Annotated in this window: 18 protein-coding genes and 1 tRNA gene; 11 read left to right on the top strand and 8 right to left on the bottom strand. The window is 57.6% G+C overall.

The window, feature by feature from the left end; translation table 11 throughout:
- Nucleotides 1-11: 11 nt before the first annotated feature.
- The 4 genes from pqqF to OGV19_RS21795 all read right to left on the bottom strand — a co-directional run bounded on the left by pqqF (nt 12) and on the right by OGV19_RS21795 (nt 5,520).
- Nucleotides 12-2,291: a pyrroloquinoline quinone biosynthesis protein PqqF gene (pqqF, locus tag OGV19_RS21810; RefSeq protein WP_264310588.1), complete on the bottom strand. Its 2,280-nt coding sequence runs from the start codon at nt 2,289-2,291 to the stop codon at nt 12-14.
- A gap of 59 nt (nt 2,292-2,350) precedes the next feature.
- On the bottom strand, nt 2,351-3,148 hold the full coding sequence (locus tag OGV19_RS21805) for a carbon-nitrogen hydrolase family protein (RefSeq protein ID WP_264310587.1): 798 nt from the start codon (nt 3,146-3,148) through the stop codon (nt 2,351-2,353).
- 14 nt (nt 3,149-3,162) lie between these two features.
- A complete protein-coding gene (locus OGV19_RS21800) occupies nt 3,163-4,845 on the bottom strand; it encodes a flavin monoamine oxidase family protein (RefSeq protein ID WP_264310586.1) in 1,683 nt (560 codons plus the stop codon).
- Nucleotides 4,846-5,058: 213 nt separating this feature from the next.
- A complete protein-coding gene (locus tag OGV19_RS21795; RefSeq protein ID WP_264310585.1) occupies nt 5,059-5,520 on the bottom strand; it encodes an Lrp/AsnC family transcriptional regulator in 462 nt (153 codons plus the stop codon).
- Between the two features lie 114 nt (nt 5,521-5,634).
- Between OGV19_RS21795 and OGV19_RS21790 the strand changes: the two genes are divergently transcribed.
- From OGV19_RS21790 to OGV19_RS21755, 8 genes are all read left to right on the top strand, one after another.
- Nucleotides 5,635-6,189, top strand: a complete 555-nt coding sequence (locus tag OGV19_RS21790; RefSeq protein WP_264310584.1) for a serine acetyltransferase — start codon at nt 5,635-5,637, stop codon at nt 6,187-6,189.
- A 264-nt stretch (nt 6,190-6,453) separates the two neighbouring features.
- Nucleotides 6,454-7,875, top strand: coding sequence for a site-specific integrase (locus OGV19_RS21785; RefSeq protein ID WP_264310583.1), 1,422 nt, complete (start codon nt 6,454-6,456; stop codon nt 7,873-7,875).
- A 481-nt stretch (nt 7,876-8,356) separates the two neighbouring features.
- Nucleotides 8,357-8,572, top strand: coding sequence for a helix-turn-helix transcriptional regulator (locus OGV19_RS21780; RefSeq protein ID WP_016715743.1), 216 nt, complete (start codon nt 8,357-8,359; stop codon nt 8,570-8,572).
- Between the two features lie 312 nt (nt 8,573-8,884).
- Nucleotides 8,885-9,199 (top strand): hypothetical protein, encoded by a 315-nt coding sequence (locus OGV19_RS21775; RefSeq protein WP_016715744.1) that lies wholly within the window; start codon nt 8,885-8,887, stop codon nt 9,197-9,199.
- Between the two features lie 100 nt (nt 9,200-9,299).
- Entirely contained in the window at nt 9,300-9,914 is a 615-nt protein-coding gene (locus OGV19_RS21770) for a YdhT family protein (protein ID WP_264310582.1), read from the top strand.
- The gene (locus OGV19_RS21765) at nt 9,911-10,153 is read left to right on the top strand and encodes a hypothetical protein (protein WP_264310581.1); all 243 of its coding nucleotides are present in this window, start codon (nt 9,911-9,913) and stop codon (nt 10,151-10,153) included. Before OGV19_RS21770 ends, OGV19_RS21765 begins: the two co-directional genes overlap by 4 nt.
- Nucleotides 10,150-11,166 carry a toprim domain-containing protein gene (locus OGV19_RS21760; protein WP_264310580.1) on the top strand — a complete coding sequence of 339 codons (1,017 nt, stop codon included), beginning with the start codon at nt 10,150-10,152 and terminating at the stop codon, nt 11,164-11,166. Before OGV19_RS21765 ends, OGV19_RS21760 begins: the two co-directional genes overlap by 4 nt.
- The gene (locus OGV19_RS21755) at nt 11,163-12,935 is read left to right on the top strand and encodes a DUF927 domain-containing protein (RefSeq protein WP_264310579.1); all 1,773 of its coding nucleotides are present in this window, start codon (nt 11,163-11,165) and stop codon (nt 12,933-12,935) included. Before OGV19_RS21760 ends, OGV19_RS21755 begins: the two co-directional genes overlap by 4 nt.
- 429 nt (nt 12,936-13,364) lie before the next feature.
- Here OGV19_RS21755 and OGV19_RS21750 read toward each other — a convergent pair whose 3' ends face one another.
- Together OGV19_RS21750 and OGV19_RS21745 are read right to left on the bottom strand one after the other, a co-directional pair.
- On the bottom strand, nt 13,365-13,577 hold the full coding sequence (locus OGV19_RS21750; protein WP_264310578.1) for a DUF4224 domain-containing protein: 213 nt from the start codon (nt 13,575-13,577) through the stop codon (nt 13,365-13,367).
- Nucleotides 13,574-13,831, bottom strand: coding sequence for an ogr/Delta-like zinc finger family protein (locus OGV19_RS21745; RefSeq protein WP_264313986.1), 258 nt, complete (start codon nt 13,829-13,831; stop codon nt 13,574-13,576). The genes OGV19_RS21750 and OGV19_RS21745 overlap by 4 nt, the downstream gene beginning before the upstream one ends.
- A 129-nt stretch (nt 13,832-13,960) precedes the next feature.
- Between OGV19_RS21745 and OGV19_RS21740 the strand changes: the two genes are divergently transcribed.
- The 3 genes from OGV19_RS21740 (at nt 13,961) to OGV19_RS21730 (ending at nt 16,666) form a co-directional block, all read left to right on the top strand.
- Nucleotides 13,961-14,539, top strand: a complete 579-nt coding sequence (locus OGV19_RS21740) for a GPO family capsid scaffolding protein (protein ID WP_413470106.1) — start codon at nt 13,961-13,963, stop codon at nt 14,537-14,539.
- A 55-nt stretch (nt 14,540-14,594) separates the two neighbouring features.
- Nucleotides 14,595-15,320 (top strand): hypothetical protein, encoded by a 726-nt coding sequence (locus tag OGV19_RS21735; protein ID WP_264310577.1) that lies wholly within the window; start codon nt 14,595-14,597, stop codon nt 15,318-15,320.
- A gap of 626 nt (nt 15,321-15,946) precedes the next feature.
- Entirely contained in the window at nt 15,947-16,666 is a 720-nt protein-coding gene (locus tag OGV19_RS21730; RefSeq protein ID WP_264310576.1) for a hypothetical protein, read from the top strand.
- A 42-nt stretch (nt 16,667-16,708) separates the two neighbouring features.
- On the opposite strand, the gene OGV19_RS21725 is transcribed toward OGV19_RS21730, so the two are convergent.
- Together OGV19_RS21725 and OGV19_RS21720 are read right to left on the bottom strand one after the other, a co-directional pair.
- Nucleotides 16,709-17,371, bottom strand: coding sequence for a hypothetical protein (locus tag OGV19_RS21725; protein WP_264310575.1), 663 nt, complete (start codon nt 17,369-17,371; stop codon nt 16,709-16,711).
- A gap of 389 nt (nt 17,372-17,760) precedes the next feature.
- Nucleotides 17,761-17,837: transfer RNA gene (locus tag OGV19_RS21720), tRNA-Ile, on the bottom strand.
- Between the last annotated feature and the right edge of the window lie 15 nt (nt 17,838-17,852).

The raw sequence follows: 17,852 nt of genomic DNA, 5'->3' as shown, positions 1-17,852 counted from the left end.
CCTCGTTTTGCTCACTGCCATGATGGGTCTGGCGCTGCGGCATTGGCCAGGCAGAGCCAGGGGGCATCAGGGCCTAGAAGGCTGCCGAGCAGCGCGTCCAGATCCGCTTGCCGAGTCATCAGGATAGACCTGTGCAGGTCAGTCAGCCTGTCGGGTTGTGTCGCCAGGTATGTCTGCCACGCCCATTCGGCCACTTCGGCATTGGCCATGGCAGGCTCGACGAACTGTTCGGCCAAGGCGTGCTGGGCCGTGCTGTCCAGTACCACGCCTTGGCTTAGCAAAGGCTGCAGGTGAGCGAGAATATCGGCGTGGCTGGCATGGGGCGATTGCACGCCAAACAGCAGGCCACCACAGCCTTCAATCTGACGGAAGGCGCTGAAAACGGCGTAACCCAGTTGCAGTTCTACCCGCAGGCGTTGATACACCGGCCCCTGCAACAGGTGGGCGAGCAGGCGGCCGCTGGCGTGCTGGTTGGCCGGAACAGGGCAGAACAGCAACAGGGCGTTTTCGCTGCCGGCGACGCCTGCGTCAACCCATCGACGGCCCTTCCACAGGGGCAGCGCAGTCGCGGCGGCGGCGTGCCCTGGGCAGTTGCTCAGCACGCTGCCAAGGGGGGCGGTGTTTTCAAAGCCCAGTGCCAGGCCTTGCCAGCGGGCATTCTGCAACACCTGATCAAGCCGTTGCTGGTCAAGTGTGCAAGGCGGTAGCGGTTCGGGGTTGCTGGCAAGAATGGCATCAGGCAGTTGTTTGAGCAGGGCTCTGATCGGGATCAGCGCGGGCTCTGGGCTCGGCTGGGCTTGCCAACTGTCGGGTGAGGGCGCGTTGAGTATCGCCAGGGCTTCATCGACGGCGTGGATGACCGCTGACGGTTGGCCAGCACAACGTAGCTGCCAGTACTCGCCAGCTTCGCTGAACTGTAAGTGCAATGCGGCGCGTTCGGCACGTTCTTGCAAGGGGCGCAGCGCCCGGCAAAGGATCGGGAAAAACCCACGACGCAGACGCGAGGGCAGGTGCCAGCGTAGAGAGAGGGCGGCGTACTGGCGTGCTGCGGGGAGCAAGTCGCTGAGGGCCAGCGCTTCGGGGAGCGGCGCCTGCGTGGAGCTTGATTCGGCTGTCAGCAGAGGGTCTGCGACGGGTATCTGCCAGTGGCCCTGTTCACCGCCGGGAAGGCTGGCGAGCAGCGCTTTCAGTGCGTTCAGGCCTTGCTCGTCGAGTGCTGCGAAAGGCTGGCCTGAGCTGTCCCGCCGTGCCAGCTCCAGAGGGCTTGCAGCCCACTCGCGGCTGCGCTGCAGTTGCCCGAATTGGGCATTGAGTTGCGCAAGGTCGGTCTGACGGATAAAACCGAACCAGCCGTGCAGCAATGCGACAGCCTCGTCTTTACATGCATCGGTACCGAGCTGCAGGTCGATGTGCCAGAGCATCTGCCCGGCGAACGCATACAGCGGTTCGGCTTTGCGCCTCTGCAGCCAACCGCGTTGGCGCAGTGCGCCCAGCCATCCGCCCGGGCGGCTGTCATCGAGCAGATCAATCAGCCATCCCAGTGCCTGCTCGGCCCCCTCTGGTAGGCGTTCGTGGGCGAACGTGAGCGGCTGTTTGGCGGCCAGCAGTGGCGGCGGCAATGCCTGCGCGACACGGCCACCAGTCGGGAACAGGCTGCCGAACTGTCGGCCCAGGCGCTCCAGCGCTTCCAAAGGTTGTGGGCCGCACAGGCTCAGGGTGATCTGCCCGCCTTGGTAGAAGCGTTGGTGAAACAGCCCGAGCGCCTGTTGGAACGCCGGGTCCTGCAGGGCAAGGGTAAACCGATTGCCCGCATGAAAGCCGCTCAGCGGATGCTGAGGCGAAGCCGATTGCAGCAAGGCGAATTGCTGTTGTGCCTGCGCGTTACGCGACCATGCGATGAATTCGGCATGAATCACCTCACGCTCCCGGCGCTGGCGCTCGATGCCAAGGTCGGGTTCGGCCAGCATCTGGCACAGGCGCTCCAGCCCTCCGGCCAAGGCCGCTGGGGGGACTTCAAAGAAAAAGTCGGTGGTGCGCTCACGGGTGCTGGCGTTGACCTGGCCGCCAAGGGACTGCACATAACGCATCAGGCCGTCTTCCAGTGGGAAGCGCGTTGTGCCCAGGAAGAACAGGTGTTCGAGAAAATGCGCCATCCCCGGCCATTTTGCCGGGGCATCATGGCTGCCTGCATGCACCCGCAACGCGGCCGCCGCACGCTTGAGGCGTGGGGCATGGCGCAGGGTCAGCTGCAGGCCGTTGGCGAGGGCTACGTGGTGCGTGGCGTCAGGCATGGGAGCTCCGGGTAGGCGTTCATGCTAGCGCATTTGCACTGCCATAACCCTTGCCGCTCCTACAAACCCTTGCGCACATGCAACTCCTGGCGCAAATCGGTGAGGTAGGAAAACGCCTTGCGACCTTGTACCACCTGCTCACGCTCAAGCTCTGCCAGCAATTGGCACTCATCCCGCCTGGCCATGGCCAGCAGGCTGCCATCCGGGCCGATGATGCTGCTTTGCCCACAGTACTGGATGTCTTCCTCGGCCCCGCAATAGTTGGCGTACACCAGGTAGCACTGGTTCTCCTGCGCCCGTGCTCGCACCGTCACCTGGCAGATGAAATCGTAAGGCGTCATGTTCGCCGTCGGTACCAGGATCAGTTCAGCGCCATCCAGCGCCAGGCGCCGGGCGTTCTCTGGGAACTCGATGTCGTAGCAGATCAGCATGCCGACCTTCCAGCCCTCCAGTTCCACAACCGGGAAATGATCGGGGCCTGCGCTGAACATCGAGCGGTCCAGCTCACCGAACAAGTGCGTCTTGCGGTAGTTGCACAGGCTGCGACCGTGGGCGTCGATCAGTTGCACGCTGTTGTAGAACGCGCCGTCATCGCCCCGCTCCGGGTAGCCATAGGCGATGGCGATGCGATGGGCTTGGGCGATCTCCACCACGTCCATGGCCGCAGGGCCATCGCTGGGCTCGGCCAGGCGCTCGACCTGGGCCAGGCCAATGTTGTAGCCGGTCAGGAACATCTCCGGGCACACCAGCAGTCGAGCGCCGCGCTCAGCCGCCAGTTGGGCCTGGTGCTGCAGCCGTTGCAGATTGCCGGGCACGTCCAGTGGGTTGGGCGCGCCCTGGAACAGAGCGATGCGCATGGCGCCTCCTTGTCTCAGTCGGCCAGCGCGATCGGGCCGATTTCGTCGAACACATCGCCTGGGCCTGGGTTTTCCGGGTGGGTCTGGCCACCGAAGTGATTCATGATACCCCACACGGCATTGAGCGAGGTCTGCACCGCGCCTTCCACCCAGGCCGGCGTCCACGACACATCGTCACCGGCGATGAACATGCCGCGCTGTTCGGCGGGCATGTCCTGTTGCATGAAGTGCGCGTACATGCGCTGGTTGTAGCGGTAATGGCCCGGCAGCGCGCCCTTGAAGGCGCCGAGGAAGTGCGGGTCGGCCTCCCAGGAAATGGTGATCGGGTCGCCGATGATGTGCCCGGCGATATCGGTCTTCGGGTAGATTTTCTTCAGTGCGTCGAGGGCCAGTTGCACGCGCTTTTCGACGGGGTGCGGGAGCATCTTCAACGCATCGCTCATCCACGCGTAGGACAGGCAGATCACCCCTGGTTTGTCGTCACCGTTGTCGAACAGGTAGGTTCCCCGGGTCAGGCGATCGGTGAGGGTCATGCTCATCAGGTCGCGGCCGGTTTGCGGGTCCTTGTCCTTCCAGAATGGGCGGTCGACCATGACGAAGGTTTTCGACGATTGCATGTAGCGGGTCCGGTCCAGGGCCATCCACATCTTCTGCGAGAACAGCGACTCTTCGCAGTCGATCTGCGTGGTCAGCAGCCAGGTCTGGCACGTTGCAAGCACGGCGGCGTATTGGCGGGTGTCGCCCCAATTGTCGGTAACCGCGATGCGGCCATCGGCGGCGCGGGCGATGCGCTTGACCCCGGTGCGCGGCGCGCCCCCGTGCAGCGAGCTGAGGCTGGTGCCTTGCGGCCAATGGGCGCAGCGTTCCGGTACATGACGCCAGATGCCTTGTGGCACCTGCTCGACGCCGCCTACGACCAAGTGCTGGTGATCGTCGCAGTTGGTCATTACCACGCGGAAGATTTCCAGCATCGAGTTGGGGAAGTCCGAGTCCCAGCCGCCGGTGCCGAAGCCGACCTGGCCGAACACCTCCCGGTGCTGGAAGCTCAACTTGGCGAACGAGCGCGAGGTGGCGACGAAATCGTAGAACGTGCGGTCGTCCCACAACGGCACCAGTTCGTTCCACAGCGCCTTGAGGCGCGGCACGTCACGGTCGCGAATCGCCTGCTGGATATCGGCAAATTGCGCGCCGCTTTCCAGGGCGTCGGCCCAGGCGTCGGCCACTTCGTGGAACAGGTCGGGCAGGTCGGCGGCCTTTTCGGCGTAGTAGGTCTGGCCTTCCAGGTCGATCACCGTGCTGCCGGAGGCTGGGGTCAACGGGTTGGGAAAGGGCTTGGTTTCCAGGCCCAACTTATCCACATAGTGGTAGAAGGCCGTTGAAGAGACCGGAAAGCGCATGCCACCCAGCTCGGCGATGATCCCGTCGGTGCCGTTGAAGGCTTGCGAGCGCAGCCGGCCGCCCAGCTTCGACGCTTCGTAGACCACGGGCTTGAGGCCCAGCTTCATCAGCTCGTAAGCCGCCACCAGTCCGGCGATACCGGCACCGACGATCGCCACTTCCTCGCCATGGCGCTCGGCGGGGATGCTACCCAGGCCAGCGGGGTGTTCCAGCCAGTCGTCGAAGGCGAAGGGGAAGTCCGGGCCGAAGATGGTGATGGGCTTTTTGCCGTCGGCGGGGTGGCGGTTCTTGTTATTCATGAAGTGACCTTGCCAGAGGGGCTGCGCGGAGAGCGGAGCCTGAGTATAGGAGATGGCTGGGGGTCATTTTAGGGAGTGAAGTATTCGTAATTAAGGTGCAGAGTGTTGTCTTAATGTATGTTTTTTAGTCGAAATGATCAGCTATTGGTTGTTTTTGACGAAACCGGCGGGACGGGCCACAAAATGCAAGCCAGGCACCTCGTGCCCCTCACGTCAGAGCGGCTGCCCGCGGTCCACCTTGCTGCTCAGAATGATCGACGTGGTGGTCTTCTCGACCCCGTCGACACTGCCGATCTGGTCGAGCAACTGGTCCAGCTGCTCCGGCGAGTCGGTGCGCAGCCAAGCCACATAATCGAACTCACCACTCACCGCGCACAGTTGCTGCACCTGCCCCATGGCACTCAGACGCCGCACCACCTCCTTACCGGAACGGGGCTGCACCTTGATCCCGACATACGCCTGCAAGCCACCGCCCATCACGTGTTGGCCCAGGCGTACGCCGTAGCCTGAGATCACCTTGTTCTTCTCCAGCCGCTCCAGCCGCGAGTTGACCGTGGTACGTGCGATACCCAGCAGGCGGGCGAGGGTGGCAACGCTCTCGCGGGCATTGATTTGCAGCAGGGCGATCAGCTGGCGATCGATTTCATCCAGCGTGATGGGGCGGGCATCCGACATGGCAAGTCTCTACAGTGGGCCCGCTAGCCTAGCCAGCCAATGGCAGCCAGGGCAAGGCTGCGTCGCGGGCTTTCTTTCGGCATCATGACAAACCGACCGTACTGGACTCGCGCCGTGAACCTCGCAAACCTGCTCGAATGCTGGCGACTGGAAGTCTCCAACAAGAAAAAGCCCGGACGCCGCATCAGCCTGCTGTTCAACGTGCTGCGCCGCGCCCGCAAGGACAACAAGCTGCGCTTTCTCTTTGCCTTTCGCCTGGCCCAGTACCTCGACGCACGAGGCGGCCTGGCCCAGCGCCACGCCAAGCGCATGCAGCAACGGCTCAATCTGAAGTACGCCGTGGACATCGACATCGGCGCTCAAATCGCCCCAGGGCTGCGCATTGCCCACCTTCCTGGCGTGGTGATTACCCGTCACGTGAGCATCGGGCGTAACTTTTTCATCCGGCAGAATTGCTCGATCGGCATCAAGACCCTTGGGTTGGAGGCGTATGCGTTGCGCATTGGCGATAACGTCAGCGTGGGCGCCAACAGTTGCATCGTGGCGGACCGGATCAGCATTGGCGATGACGTGGTGATTGGTGCGATGTCGCTGGTGATGCGGGATATTCCGGCGGGGACCACGTTTTACAACACGCGGCAGGTTGAGATGCAGCCTCGGGCGAGCTAGGGAGCTGTATTTTTGCGCTGGGCAACAGGCACAAAAAAGCCGCGCTATTGCGCGGCTTTGTCGTATTTGGTGGGCCCACACGGACTCGAACCGTGGACCAAAGGATTATGAGCGAGCTAAGGTGGCGTTTCGCGGTGTCGCTTACCGTTCCTGCTATTCCATAAAATCCAGTAAAAACAGACAGTTTCCACGTTTCTTTGTTTTCCGGCGTTTCAGTCAGTACCCTAGCTTTTCGTCCGAAACGGGGAAGGAACGGGGAAGGCAATGGCAAAACGTGCAAGATTGACCGACCTGGAAGCTCATGCGGTCAAGACCAGGAAGTCGGAGCCAGTCGGTTCGCGAGGCAAAGGAACGTTGCTCCTGGAGCGCAAGGCATCAGGAGCCATTAACGCCTACTACCGTGAGAGAACACCCACCAGCGATCAGCGTCTGCCGCTTGGCACGCTAGCCCGCAAGCCCCGACCAGGAACAGGTGAGCGAACACTAGATGGGCTGAGGTCTGATGCTATGCGCCTGGCTGGCGAGGTAGGGGCCGCAGGCGGTATTGGAAAGTACCTGGTACAGCTGGCAGAGCATAGCGCGGCGATGGAGGTGGAAAGGCTTCGGCTACAGCGCCAGGCGGAGGCTTTGGCGCGGCGCGGTACCTTTGGTGAGCTGCTGGATAGTTACGTGAGCAAAATGGTGTCAGAGGGCAGGGTGAGCGCCAAGGAAATCGACAACATGTTTCGACTGCATGTGAAGGACTACCATCCGGGGCTGGTAGACCGTGTGGCTGCCGACATCGAGCCAGAGGATATACAGCTCATCCTGGCAGGCGTGCTGGGTCGTAAACCCAAGGGGCGGGGGATTGGCCATAAGGCTGCGGGGACATCGGCCAACGGCATGCGCACGACGTGTGACAAGCTACGCCGCTACCTGCAAGCCGCCTTTAGCCATGCTGCAAAAGCCCACCTTGCTCCTGAGCGGATAGCCAATGAGGGCAAGGTCTTTTCGATCCGCTCCAACCCAGTGAGAGACATTCCTGTCACTCAAGGCACTGGGGCCGGTGACACCGAGTCGCTCACACCTGATGAGTTGGGAGCCCTTCTGAGGCACCTCGACACACTGCCCGTCAGGCACGCGGCGATCGCCAAGGCAGCCATTTACCTGGGTGGTCAACGCCTCACCCAGCTATGCACTGTGCCTTGGGAGGCCGTCACAGACGACACGCTGTGCCTTATGGACGGGAAAGGGCGCAAGCTCCAAGCGTGGGAGCATTTGCTACCGATCACCGAGCGAATCGGCCAGATCCTCAAGCCGCTGCTAGATGACCGCATTGGCCCTGGGCCTTTCTCGCTGACGCTCGGGAAGTCTGCTAATCCAAATACTGTCTCGGCCATGTTTATCGATGCAGGTCGATCACTTTCGGCAGCCGGTAAGTCCCGTGCGTTCACCTGGAAGAATGTCCGCGTGACGGCTGAATCACTCCTGGCACACCTGGGCGTCGGCGCTGAGGTGCGGGCTTGGCTGCTATCACATGGCCGTAGTGGAGTGCAGGCAAAGCACTACGACCGTTATAGCTACCTGCCTGAGAAGCGCGCGGCTCTGGAGCAGTGGGGTAGGTACTTAGATGGCCTGGTCAACGGCGATTCACCTGCCAATGTGGTGTTATTAACCCGTCGCCCAAAAAAATCCGACGAACGGTAAGTTCGTCTCGGTTAATGGATATGTGGCCCACATATCCGTGCATATCCCTCAGAGTGATAACGAGAAAGCTAAAAGCCTTCTAAATCAGCTGCTTGACCGGCTTTTCTGTGCTCTTTGCGCATTGTTTTAAGTGAGAAACCGTAGATACCATTCGATCACTGGATGACCTCCACGAACATCTCTGAAACACCCGAATTAGAGGGTTCTGACCAGAATGACTTCGTGGACTTGTGTGTACTGCAGGCATAAGAAGCCCCGGTATTTGCCGTACCGGGGCTTATCAGATGAGGGCGATATCAGCGCCCTCCTGCGTACATGGGAAAAACCAGTACACGTTCCGAGAGGTGAAGCGGTTGCAGAGATTTCGACATGGGTCGTAAGCCCAGCCGGAACTGTATTGCGAGTGGTGGGGCCATGCAACATCTGCCTTCCACTCGTGCTCCACCGTCTCGGTTTTTCATAGCGCTTAGAGAAATCGACGATGACACCCGCCATTGACAATGCGCCAGTTCCGAATGTTCCGCGTGCTGGTATCCGCGCCACCACCGAACAGCTATGCACCCTGTACCAGATCAGCCGTACGACGTTCTGGCGTTGGACCAAAATCGACAACTTTCCCATACCGATCCGTGCTGGCCGTGTCCTGCGCTGGGATGCTGAAGCTGTAGATGCCTTCCTCACCAACAGGAAGGGTTAAGCCATGGCGATTAACACCGCGACCCAACCGAGGGTTGCAAAGTCACGTGTGCGCCGCTATCGTTTGGCTGTCGTTGCAAATTCAGCGACCGGGTTTGGCGACCCGACTAGTAACAGGCGCATAGGCGCCCATACCATCATTGCAGGCGCTTTTTTTGTGCCCGCAATGTCCTGTTATGGTGGCCGTGCGCGGGAGACCCTCGGGTCTGCCGGGTTCCTGTTACCCCGGTTCGCCAACCTGCGCATGGCTGCCACCCATAATCGTTTGGCGACGGTTTGTGGCAGCTCCTTATCAGTAACAGGAGCACTACCGATGACCTCCCTCATTCCGTCCGCAATCCGCGCACTAGCTCACCGCCGCATGGCTTTGAGCGCCCTCCGCGCAAATTCATCTCTCTCTGTACGTCTCAAGCGCTACAACGACCACATGAACATTGTTCGAACCCTGGAAAGCCAAGGGTGCGCAATGAGCAAGCAACAAATCAACAACCCTGATGCCTTCGCCCCTGCGGGGCTCAGCTCGCTACGCTCGACTCTTTACCAGCGTGGGCTGCTCGCCCACACCCCGGCAGGGCAGTGCCCTGCACCCATGGGCTGCACATCGCCGCTGCTGAATCCGGCCGATTGATCACCTGGGGCACTGGTTGCCATTGATTCGAGCTGTTGCGAAGCGGGTTACAGGCGTATCAGCCCTGTGATCTTCCTCCCCTCATTACGGGACGATTGAGATGAACATTTTCAAAGAGCGCAGTGATGCGCTGACGGGTTCGGCTTGCCTGGAAAAAGCCTTTGATGTGTTGCACCTGGATGCGCACAGCGCTCAAGTCGGGTATGTGAAGCCTATTCGGACATATCGCTTGGTTGGTGACCAAGATAGCGTCCAGGCGGGCGACTACGGAACGGCAATTGGCGGGGACAGTGGCACTGCCATGACCGGGGAAAGCGGAATGGCAGTCGTGGGCGATCGGGGCTCAGCGCTGGCAGGAATGTTCGGGACGGCAAGTGCTGGAGAGTGGGGACGTGCCACCGCTGGTGATGGCGGTGTGGCCTCTGTTCTTACTTGCGGTATCGCCGTTGCTGGGCACTGTGGGGTAGCAAATGCCGGAGATCACGGTACCGCCTCTACCGGAGCCCAGGGTACAGCCAGCGCAGGAGTCGGTGGGACGGTCTGTGCCGGTGAGCAGGGGGAAATTCGCCTCAAATATTGGGATGGTCGGGCGCAGCGCTATCGCACCGCTGTTGGTTACATAGGAGAGAAGGGTTTATTGGCCGGAGTTTTTTACAAGCTGGACAAAAACCATCGCTTCATCGCTGTGGGCGCTTGCAAGGGAGACGTTCAATGAAAATTGGCGTTAAAACCTCCCCACTTACGATAGAGCAGCTATCGCAGCTCTCCGGTCAGTCCATCTCTTCGATCCGTCGTGAGATCAAGAATGGGGCCTATCGCACCATTCCAAAGACTGACGGCACAAAAGGCGTGCTCATCGACATGGAAGACTTGGCGCAGCAAGCAACGCAGCAAGCCGAAGAAGCGCTACTCCAGGTCCGTGGGACAACGTTTCTCCGAAAGGAGCAGAAATGATGAGCCACTTGCGACCTGTTGAATTGATTCGTCATGCAGCAGCCGGAGCCCTGAGTGCGGCTGATGTGCTTTTGGCGGAGTGGCTTCCTGAAGGCAAACGTAAAGGCCGCGAGTGGGTGGCGGCGAACATCGCCCGGGGGGATCGGCAAGCCGGTTCCTTCGGTGTATCGCTCGACACAGGCCGGTGGAATGATTTCGCTGACAGCGGTGCCCATGGCGGCGACCTGGTGTCGCTGCTGGCCTATCTGCGCGGATGCGGTCAACTGGATGCGGCCAAGGAAGTGGACGAGCGCCTGGGCCTGGGCCTCTTCAAGCTTACGGTTACGGATGCTCAGCAGCTACAGGAACGCCAACAAGTGTCCGAGCGCGAGCGTGCCTCTTGGCGCCTGCGTGAACAACAGCTCCAGGAGGAAAAGCAGCTCCAGGCTGCCCGTGAAGCCGCGCAGCTCTGGAAAGTAGCGAAGGCCGCCGATCCACTGCACACCTACCTGTTGGCCAAGGGGGTGAAACCGCACCTAGTGCGCCAGTTGGGCCAAGGGCGGTTGGTGGTGCCGCTCTGTGATAACGGGCGCTTGGTGAACCTGCAGATCATCACGCCGGATGGCAGCAAACGCTTTCTGATGGGTGGGCGTGTCCAAGGCTGCTATTCGCCACTGGGCAAACTCTCCGAGGGATGCCGCCTGTATGTGTGTGAGGGGTGGGCCACGGGCGCCACGCTGCACCAAACCACCGGGTGTCCGGTGGTCTGTGCGATGAATGCCGGAAACCTTAAGGCTGTAGCCATGGCCATGCGTGAGCGCTATGGCGCCACGCTTGACCTAGTTATTGCCGGTGACGATGACCGCAGCACGGCTAGTAATCCGGGAAAGCGTGCTGCCAACCAAGCCGCTCGTGCTGCCGATGCTCGTGTGGTTTTCCCTGAGTGGCCCTCTAACGCCCCCTCCGCCCTATCCGATTTTAACGACCTGCACCTCTGGCTTGCGGGTCAATCCAACAAGAGCTGCAAGCCATGAGCACACATGAAAAGCCCCCGACCTTGAGTCTGGTGGGCGAGCCACAAGCACCTGCATTCGAAAAGCTGGAGCGGCCCCGCTACGCCGTTTACGAGCACCCTTGCACCGTGGAGGGCAAGCTCTATAAGGCCGGCACCTGGTATCACGGATTGAAGCAAAGCGGGCCTGATGAGAAGGCCATTCCGGTCGATCACTGGATCTGTGCTCCCTTGAATGTAGAAGCTGAAACGATTAATTCAGAGGACGGCACCATAGGCCGCTTGCTGTCGTTCACTCACCGGGGACGGCGCATCGAATGGGTCATGCCTATGGAGGCACTGGGTGGGAAGGGTGATGAGGTATTGAAGGTACTGCTGAGTCGCGGCCTTGTCATCGAGCACCACCAGCGCCGCCAGATCGTGCCCTACTTGGCCAGCCACCAGTCACCTGAGTTGGTGATCGCTACCACCAGCAAGCCGGGCTGGCATGAGTCGGGGGCGTTTGTACTGCCGTCTCGCGTCATTGGCGGGGACAACGTGCGTTTCCAAGACTCTGGCAGGGCAGCCAACATTTTCACCAGCAAGGGCACCGTCGACGGTTGGCAGACCGAAATTGCCGCCCGGTGTGTGGGCAACCCCGTGTTGATCCTGTCAGTTTGCTGTGCCCTGGCGGGCCCTTTGCTCGCCAAGGTGGGGGTGAATGGCGGCGGCGTGCACCTGGTGGGTGATTCGTCGAGTGGTAAATCCCTTGCCCAGCTCCTCGCAGCGTCCGTATGGGGCAATCCTGGGGCGTTCGCCGCGTCCTGGGACGTATCGAAGGGCGGTATCGAGATCGAGGCCGCATCGCGTAATGACACCATCCTGATCCTGGACGAAATCAAGCGGGCTGACCCAAAGCGGGTTCAGGAAATGGCGTATGCCATCGCCAACGGCATGGGTAAGGGCACCATGACCAGGGAGCGAGAGGGTCGTGCCAAGTTGACCTGGCGTGTCCTGGCGCTATCCAGCGGGGAGCGTTCACTGTCAGACCACGCCGCCATTGGTGGCAGCAACGCCCACGCCGGTGCCGAACTGCGCATGGTGGATGTCAATGCGGGTACTCGCGCACACCGCGCTTTTGATGACGTGCATGGGTTGACGGGCCAGGAGTTTCACCGAGTTGTGAGCGATGCCGTCACCCAGCATTACGGCCACGTAGGCCCGGCGTTCGTGGAGTCGCTCATTCAGCATCCGGAAGATCTGCACAGCACATTCCGGCAGGTACGGGAAGCCTTTGCCACCGAGAGTTCACAGGCAGGCCGGGTAGCGGATCGCTTCGCAATCATGGCGCTGGCTGGTGAATCGGCTATTCGCCGCAAACTGCTGAAATGGCCGAAAGGGACTGCCGTCAAGGGCTGCCAAACGCTGTTCAACGAATGGCTGCAAACGATGGGTGACGGTAGTGCAGAAGATCGGCAGATACTCAGTGGTATTAGCGAATTTATCGCCCTACACAGTGATAGTCGTTTCTCAGACATATGCGCAGAACATGCCAATGTCACTGTTCGTGAACGCGCTGGTTACTACCAGGTTGAATCCGATAAGCGTCTCTATTTGTTTAACCCTCCAGGTCTTAAAGAGGCTGCCTCGGGTTTTAGCCAGGCACGAATCGTACGCGCCTTGATCGGCGTGGACGCTTTGGTGCAAAAGGATAGTGAAGACAACCGGTGGACGAAAAAGCGACGCACGCCAGGTGGTGGGAATTCCCGTTTTTACGTGATTGACCCCGATAGGCTAGAGAAAGAGGGGTAAGCCGGCCGCGCTACCCCACAAGACATGGGCGCAGAGCTATTTTTGATCGGGAACACCGGGAACACCGGGAACGGCCAGAGAATACGGGGCTTCTGGCGTTCCCATTTAAAACACAAGAGTGGGAACATGGGAACACAACTCTGTTTAATAGGGTACGGCCCACCCATTTTGTTCCCGGTCAAAAAAATACGGGAACAGAAAAATGCTCTGGAGGCCGTATTCTAGAAGGGTTTTCCCGAAAATCCCGCGTTCCCCGTTTTTTTGAAATCAGACGCGGTAAATAGGGGGTGTCGGTGGTTTTTGTTGACAGATATCTGAAACTTTGACCTATGCGAGTGTTTTGCACGCCAGGTGGTGGGGTTGAGGCAAGACGCCGACCGTGACCCCCCATCCCCTTGGCGAGCCGCTTCGAGTCGTTGCCGTCTGGCATCAAATGACGTCTGCACCATACTTATCATCGCTGTCCGGTTTGATACCCCCCGCCTGATTGATTAGATCGATAGTTGTCCAGGGGCCCGAGCGACCACGGAATATCCTTACCCCTTGATCTATTAAGCACCGCTCAACATCAGAGCGCCGTTGGTAGCCTGTAATCTGCTGCAGGTCTTGGAACGTCAGCACACCAGGTACGGCCCTAGTCATGTCAATAGGTCCAGCTGCTGGAGTATCTGTCTTTGCTGTTCCTCAGTGAGCTGCAAGATTCGATCAATAATTGTGTTTCCTACTCTCTTTAAACTTGAAGGCTTTAGAGTATGAGAAAAACTGAACTCTGAAACAAAGCTATGCCCGCAGTGCGACTCAAGACAAATGCAATAGAGTTTTGCATAGGTTGGTGATTCTTCTTCCACTCTAAAAATACGTGCCTTTTTTCCACAAGATCTACAATAAATCCGCATTCGTTGCGCCTCAAAAGGACGGATTGGTGTCTGCTGTATGTTAATATTAACATGTTGGTGCGGCATGTTGCGCAAGTTTGCAGCGGTTGCACTTGTCAGATTTATTACCTTCGCTGAGTGAGGCTATTAATGCCCCGATCACTTATAACCTCCTGGAAGCGTGTCGCTACGAGTGGGCCGACTGCTGACGGGCGAGAAATCAAAGCGCAGGACTTACGTGACTGTGCCGAAACCTATTCGCCATCTAAGTATACCGCCGTTATCTGGAACGATAACCAGCGCGGCTCCGGCGCGCACGGTACGGTTTATTCTGTACGCTTAATTGATAATGATCCTGAGCTTGCAAAGGGCCAAGTAGCATTAGAAGTACAGATGAAGCCAAACGCCCGCTTGCTCCAGTTGAACCGCGACGGGGAAAAATTATTTTCTAGCGTCGAGATAACACCAAACTTCGCAGGGTCTGGTAAATCTTATATGACAGGTCTTTCTGTGACTGATGAGCCCACCAGTCTCGGTACGCAAGAGCTCTTTTTCTCCAGAAAAGCCAATACAGCGACCTATCGCACCAAAGCTATGCCGATGCGCCCTGCACCCATGAGCAAGTCGTTGGCTACCAACTTGAAGAGCGTTAAGCGGGATGTAAGTGCTCTGGTGAGAGCCTTCAGGGCGCGCAAGTACCGAGCCAAACCCACCAAGCGACTGCTCTAGCCACGGTCGTATCAGGGCGCTCTAAATAATGATTTAATAATTAAGGAACAATCATATGAATACCCAAGCCGTAGACGTCGGGAGCCTTACGCCTGATTTGCAACATCGCTTAAATTGCTTTGAGGCGGATAAGGCTGTGTATGTCGACCTGCAAAGTAAGCTAGTGGCAGTAACACAAGAAAACCAACGTCTGCTACAAAAGGCTGCTGAGCTTGAGGGGCAAGCTAGCCGTACTGATGCGTCCTGGAAAAGGCTTGCAGCAACGGGTGATATCGACCAAGCTAAAGTCAATGAAGAAATTGAACGCGCCGAGAAGCTCAGGAAAGAAGCCAAAACCATGCGCGCTACTGTTGAGGCGCGTGCCGAGCTTGAAAACAATTTGATCTTGCGTGCAGCAAAGGCGCGCATGGCGATTGTCAAAGAACCGGGAGCTATCAATAAAGATTTCTGGCAAGGCCAGCTTGAAAGAATTCTGGCTCGCGATGGTCTGCGCGATGAGTTATTGAATGCCTTCATTTTGTCCAGGGCGCTATGTCTCCGCGATCTTGAAGCGAACGAAGTTCTTTTGAGTTCCTGTAATGGCCAGCGCGAGAGAAAGGCAAAGACGGATGAACTTATCTGGGGGTATTTCAGGAAAGAACTGGAAATTATTTTTGATGGGGGCGAGGTTGATGCGAGACCGCCAGCTTTGGCCACTATTCCTGCTGCCTTAGCGAAAGAGGCAGTTGTGAACTCGCCTTCTGCACTGCACAAACTGCAATTCCAGAACGCCAAATCCTGACCTACCCCCCCGCTTGGCGAGCAAAGCGGCTCACGCGGTAGCTGCCGGGGCTGGGCAATCGGCCTCGGTGGGTTTGCGGATTTTTCGCAGCGTCCTTTGATCCACATTCTGCTGCCCCGCAATCAGCTCTGCCGTGCTGTTGAGTGCAACCGCCAAAACCTCTCTATCGAGCCTGAAAGCCTTGCGGTTGCTGGGAGCAAGGCTTTATTCCTGCGTCCTATGGAGCAGAAGTAGCACCGTCAAAACTGAGCGGTGCATTTTGAAAAAATCCGGGCGCCCCCCTATTGCCATTGGGTCTGATGCCGCAGAGCGCGGCCACAATCTGCCAGTTTCTCGTGCAATGGCTTTGCATTAATTTGCAGAACTTTGCACTCAGTGCAATGGCCGATCAGTTGCCAGAGCCCGCAGCGGGCCTGGGCCGGGCATTCAGTTGCACTACCCATAGCCTTTGCACTTTTTTGCGACGGGAAGCGCGTCGGCGGGAGGGGGATAAGTGATTTTACGCCTCAATTTTTCTTCGCAGCTGAAATTTGTCTAGGTGATGCTCATGCAGCATCCAACTGGCCTGACCAGGGTGCTAATCTGCGCCCAGGACGATCATTCGATTACGATCAATAGGAGAGGATATGCGACGTGAGGTAACCATTTGGGAAAACAACTTCGTGCTGATCTTCACGGATGCAGTGATGCTGTATGAGGCTGCCGTCGCCTGTGATAACTCGGACTTGAACAGCGCGATGGCTAAGGCGTCGATCTTGTCTGTAAACTGCGCGATTGAGGCAGCGGCGAACTCGTTTCTTCAGTCGCTCGAAATTAACGACAAGCTGTCGAAGGAGCTAGATAAGCTGAAGACTTTGGATAAGTTTGATTTTGTATTGCAGTGGCATACAGACAAAGAGCTGCCCCGTGGTGATGCTCATGTCCAGGCGATCGCCAAAATGATCGGAAATAGAAATAACATGGTTCATCCTAAGGTGAATTCTAGAAAGGTGATAGCTGAGACAAGCGCTGGGCCTAACGGTATAACTCATACAATGATAAAGCCGCCGTCCAAGAAAGGGCAGGATACTAAGCATAGGTTGCTTGGCGAGGACTTCGAGCTTTATACGGACAAAGACGCAAAGGCTGCTCTAATAGCAATGACAACATTCCTTAATGCGTTTGTACAGTATTGGGGTATTGGATATGAGGAGGCGGAGAAGTTTCTATTTCAGGTGTGGGATGGATCGATTAATGCGCGCCCGGTTATGTTTAGAACGAATCAAATAGAAACTTTAGTCAGGAATGATTACTTTTTAAATATCCAGTTTATGGGTGTTCATGGCATGATAAAGCCCGAGGTTTGATTCGGATGTAAATTGTCTTGGGAAGGCATTTCTAATGCATAATTATCTATCTAGCCCAAGCAATGCGTCATCACGCTGGATGTTCAGAACCAGAGTCCGGTACGCAAGTATAGATGATTTATTTGCGCCTGACTGGAGCATCATTGTTTCAATGCTTGGTAGTTCGATCTCTTTATTCTCAAGTACGCATAGCGTTACCTTGAATACATCGTGCAGTGATGTGAGTAAATTTACTAGGGTCTTAGATATTTTGTACAAGGACTTCTCGGATGGTGAGTCGTTTATGGCTCGTAGTCCTTCATTTATGTCGTCAATGTATCTGAATATTAATTTTATCCATATTTGCTGGTCTGCGCTAAAGGAGCTGGCGATTTCGGGATACATTTTTTCTAAAAGTATAAGCTTTACATTGGATGGAAGACTGTGTGCTTTGGGACGCTTCTTTGTCGCTAGGTCTGCGACCAATACTGATACTTCCTTTGAGGAGTATCCGCAAATACTCTTCAGTTCCTGAATGTCCCTAACACAGCAATCCTTCTTCGCTGTTTCGGTTCGCTTCTCTTTTTTACCTGTTACCCAATGGTTCAACCAGAAGCCAAAGCCGGTGCCAGCTAGCGTACCGGCTATGCCGAGGTAAGCGTCGAATGAATTTTTGGTATTAGCCTGCATATAGAGCAGGCACTGATTGAAAGTATCGATATCCACGTTACAAACCATTCTGAAAGCCTAGAGGCAGTATGCCATGACTCTCCCTCGCGGTGCCGCCACGTCTTTGGACTGCGTTAGGTAGGCGAGCGCATTTGGATGCTTACCTCTCCCTGCCACCAAGCCCATATCTTGTCAGCAGGTTTGCATCGCGGGCGATCATGTCTGGTTCAGTGCGTGGAAGATGCGTTAGATCTCACATACGCGTGGCACGGCGCTGCGTGAAATCTGGGCTAAGAACTGGCCTTGTCCCCTGCGCTTTGCGCCAGGGACCGCATCGGTCACTGGCATCGTAGGATGGCGCGGACGAAACGGGGACGAAACGGGGAAAATTTTGGCCCAAAAACACAAATGGCTTACGCATATTTTGCGTAAGCCATTGATTTCATTGGTGGGCCCACACGGACTCGAACCGTGGACCAAAGGATTATGAGTCCTCTGCTCTAACCAACTGAGCTATAGGCCCTCAGTAAGTGGCCGG

Origin of the sequence: Pseudomonas putida (genome assembly GCF_025905425.1) — a bacterium.
In the GTDB taxonomy this organism is placed as follows: Bacteria; Pseudomonadota; Gammaproteobacteria; order Pseudomonadales; family Pseudomonadaceae; genus Aquipseudomonas; species Aquipseudomonas putida_AF.
Note: the sequence above shows the minus strand (reverse complement) of the source record. Positions and strands in the feature narration are given on the sequence as shown.

Coding starts and splice junctions, on each gene's coding strand:
- pqqF (WP_264310588.1), bottom strand. CDS start 2,291: ATGCCTGACGCCACGCACCACGTAGCCCTCGCCAACGGCCTGCAGCTG.
- OGV19_RS21805 (WP_264310587.1), bottom strand. CDS start 3,148: ATGCGCATCGCTCTGTTCCAGGGCGCGCCCAACCCACTGGACGTGCCC.
- OGV19_RS21800 (WP_264310586.1), bottom strand. CDS start 4,845: ATGAATAACAAGAACCGCCACCCCGCCGACGGCAAAAAGCCCATCACC.
- OGV19_RS21795 (WP_264310585.1), bottom strand. CDS start 5,520: ATGTCGGATGCCCGCCCCATCACGCTGGATGAAATCGATCGCCAGCTG.
- OGV19_RS21785 (WP_264310583.1), top strand. CDS start 6,454: ATGGCAAAACGTGCAAGATTGACCGACCTGGAAGCTCATGCGGTCAAG.
- OGV19_RS21780 (WP_016715743.1), top strand. CDS start 8,357: ATGACACCCGCCATTGACAATGCGCCAGTTCCGAATGTTCCGCGTGCT.
- OGV19_RS21775 (WP_016715744.1), top strand. CDS start 8,885: ATGACCTCCCTCATTCCGTCCGCAATCCGCGCACTAGCTCACCGCCGC.
- OGV19_RS21770 (WP_264310582.1), top strand. CDS start 9,300: ATGAACATTTTCAAAGAGCGCAGTGATGCGCTGACGGGTTCGGCTTGC.
- OGV19_RS21765 (WP_264310581.1), top strand. CDS start 9,911: ATGAAAATTGGCGTTAAAACCTCCCCACTTACGATAGAGCAGCTATCG.
- OGV19_RS21760 (WP_264310580.1), top strand. CDS start 10,150: ATGATGAGCCACTTGCGACCTGTTGAATTGATTCGTCATGCAGCAGCC.
- OGV19_RS21755 (WP_264310579.1), top strand. CDS start 11,163: ATGAGCACACATGAAAAGCCCCCGACCTTGAGTCTGGTGGGCGAGCCA.
- OGV19_RS21750 (WP_264310578.1), bottom strand. CDS start 13,577: ATGACTAGGGCCGTACCTGGTGTGCTGACGTTCCAAGACCTGCAGCAG.
- OGV19_RS21745 (WP_264313986.1), bottom strand. CDS start 13,831: ATGCGGATTTATTGTAGATCTTGTGGAAAAAAGGCACGTATTTTTAGA.
- OGV19_RS21740 (WP_413470106.1), top strand. CDS start 13,961: ATGCCCCGATCACTTATAACCTCCTGGAAGCGTGTCGCTACGAGTGGG.
- OGV19_RS21735 (WP_264310577.1), top strand. CDS start 14,595: ATGAATACCCAAGCCGTAGACGTCGGGAGCCTTACGCCTGATTTGCAA.
- OGV19_RS21730 (WP_264310576.1), top strand. CDS start 15,947: ATGCGACGTGAGGTAACCATTTGGGAAAACAACTTCGTGCTGATCTTC.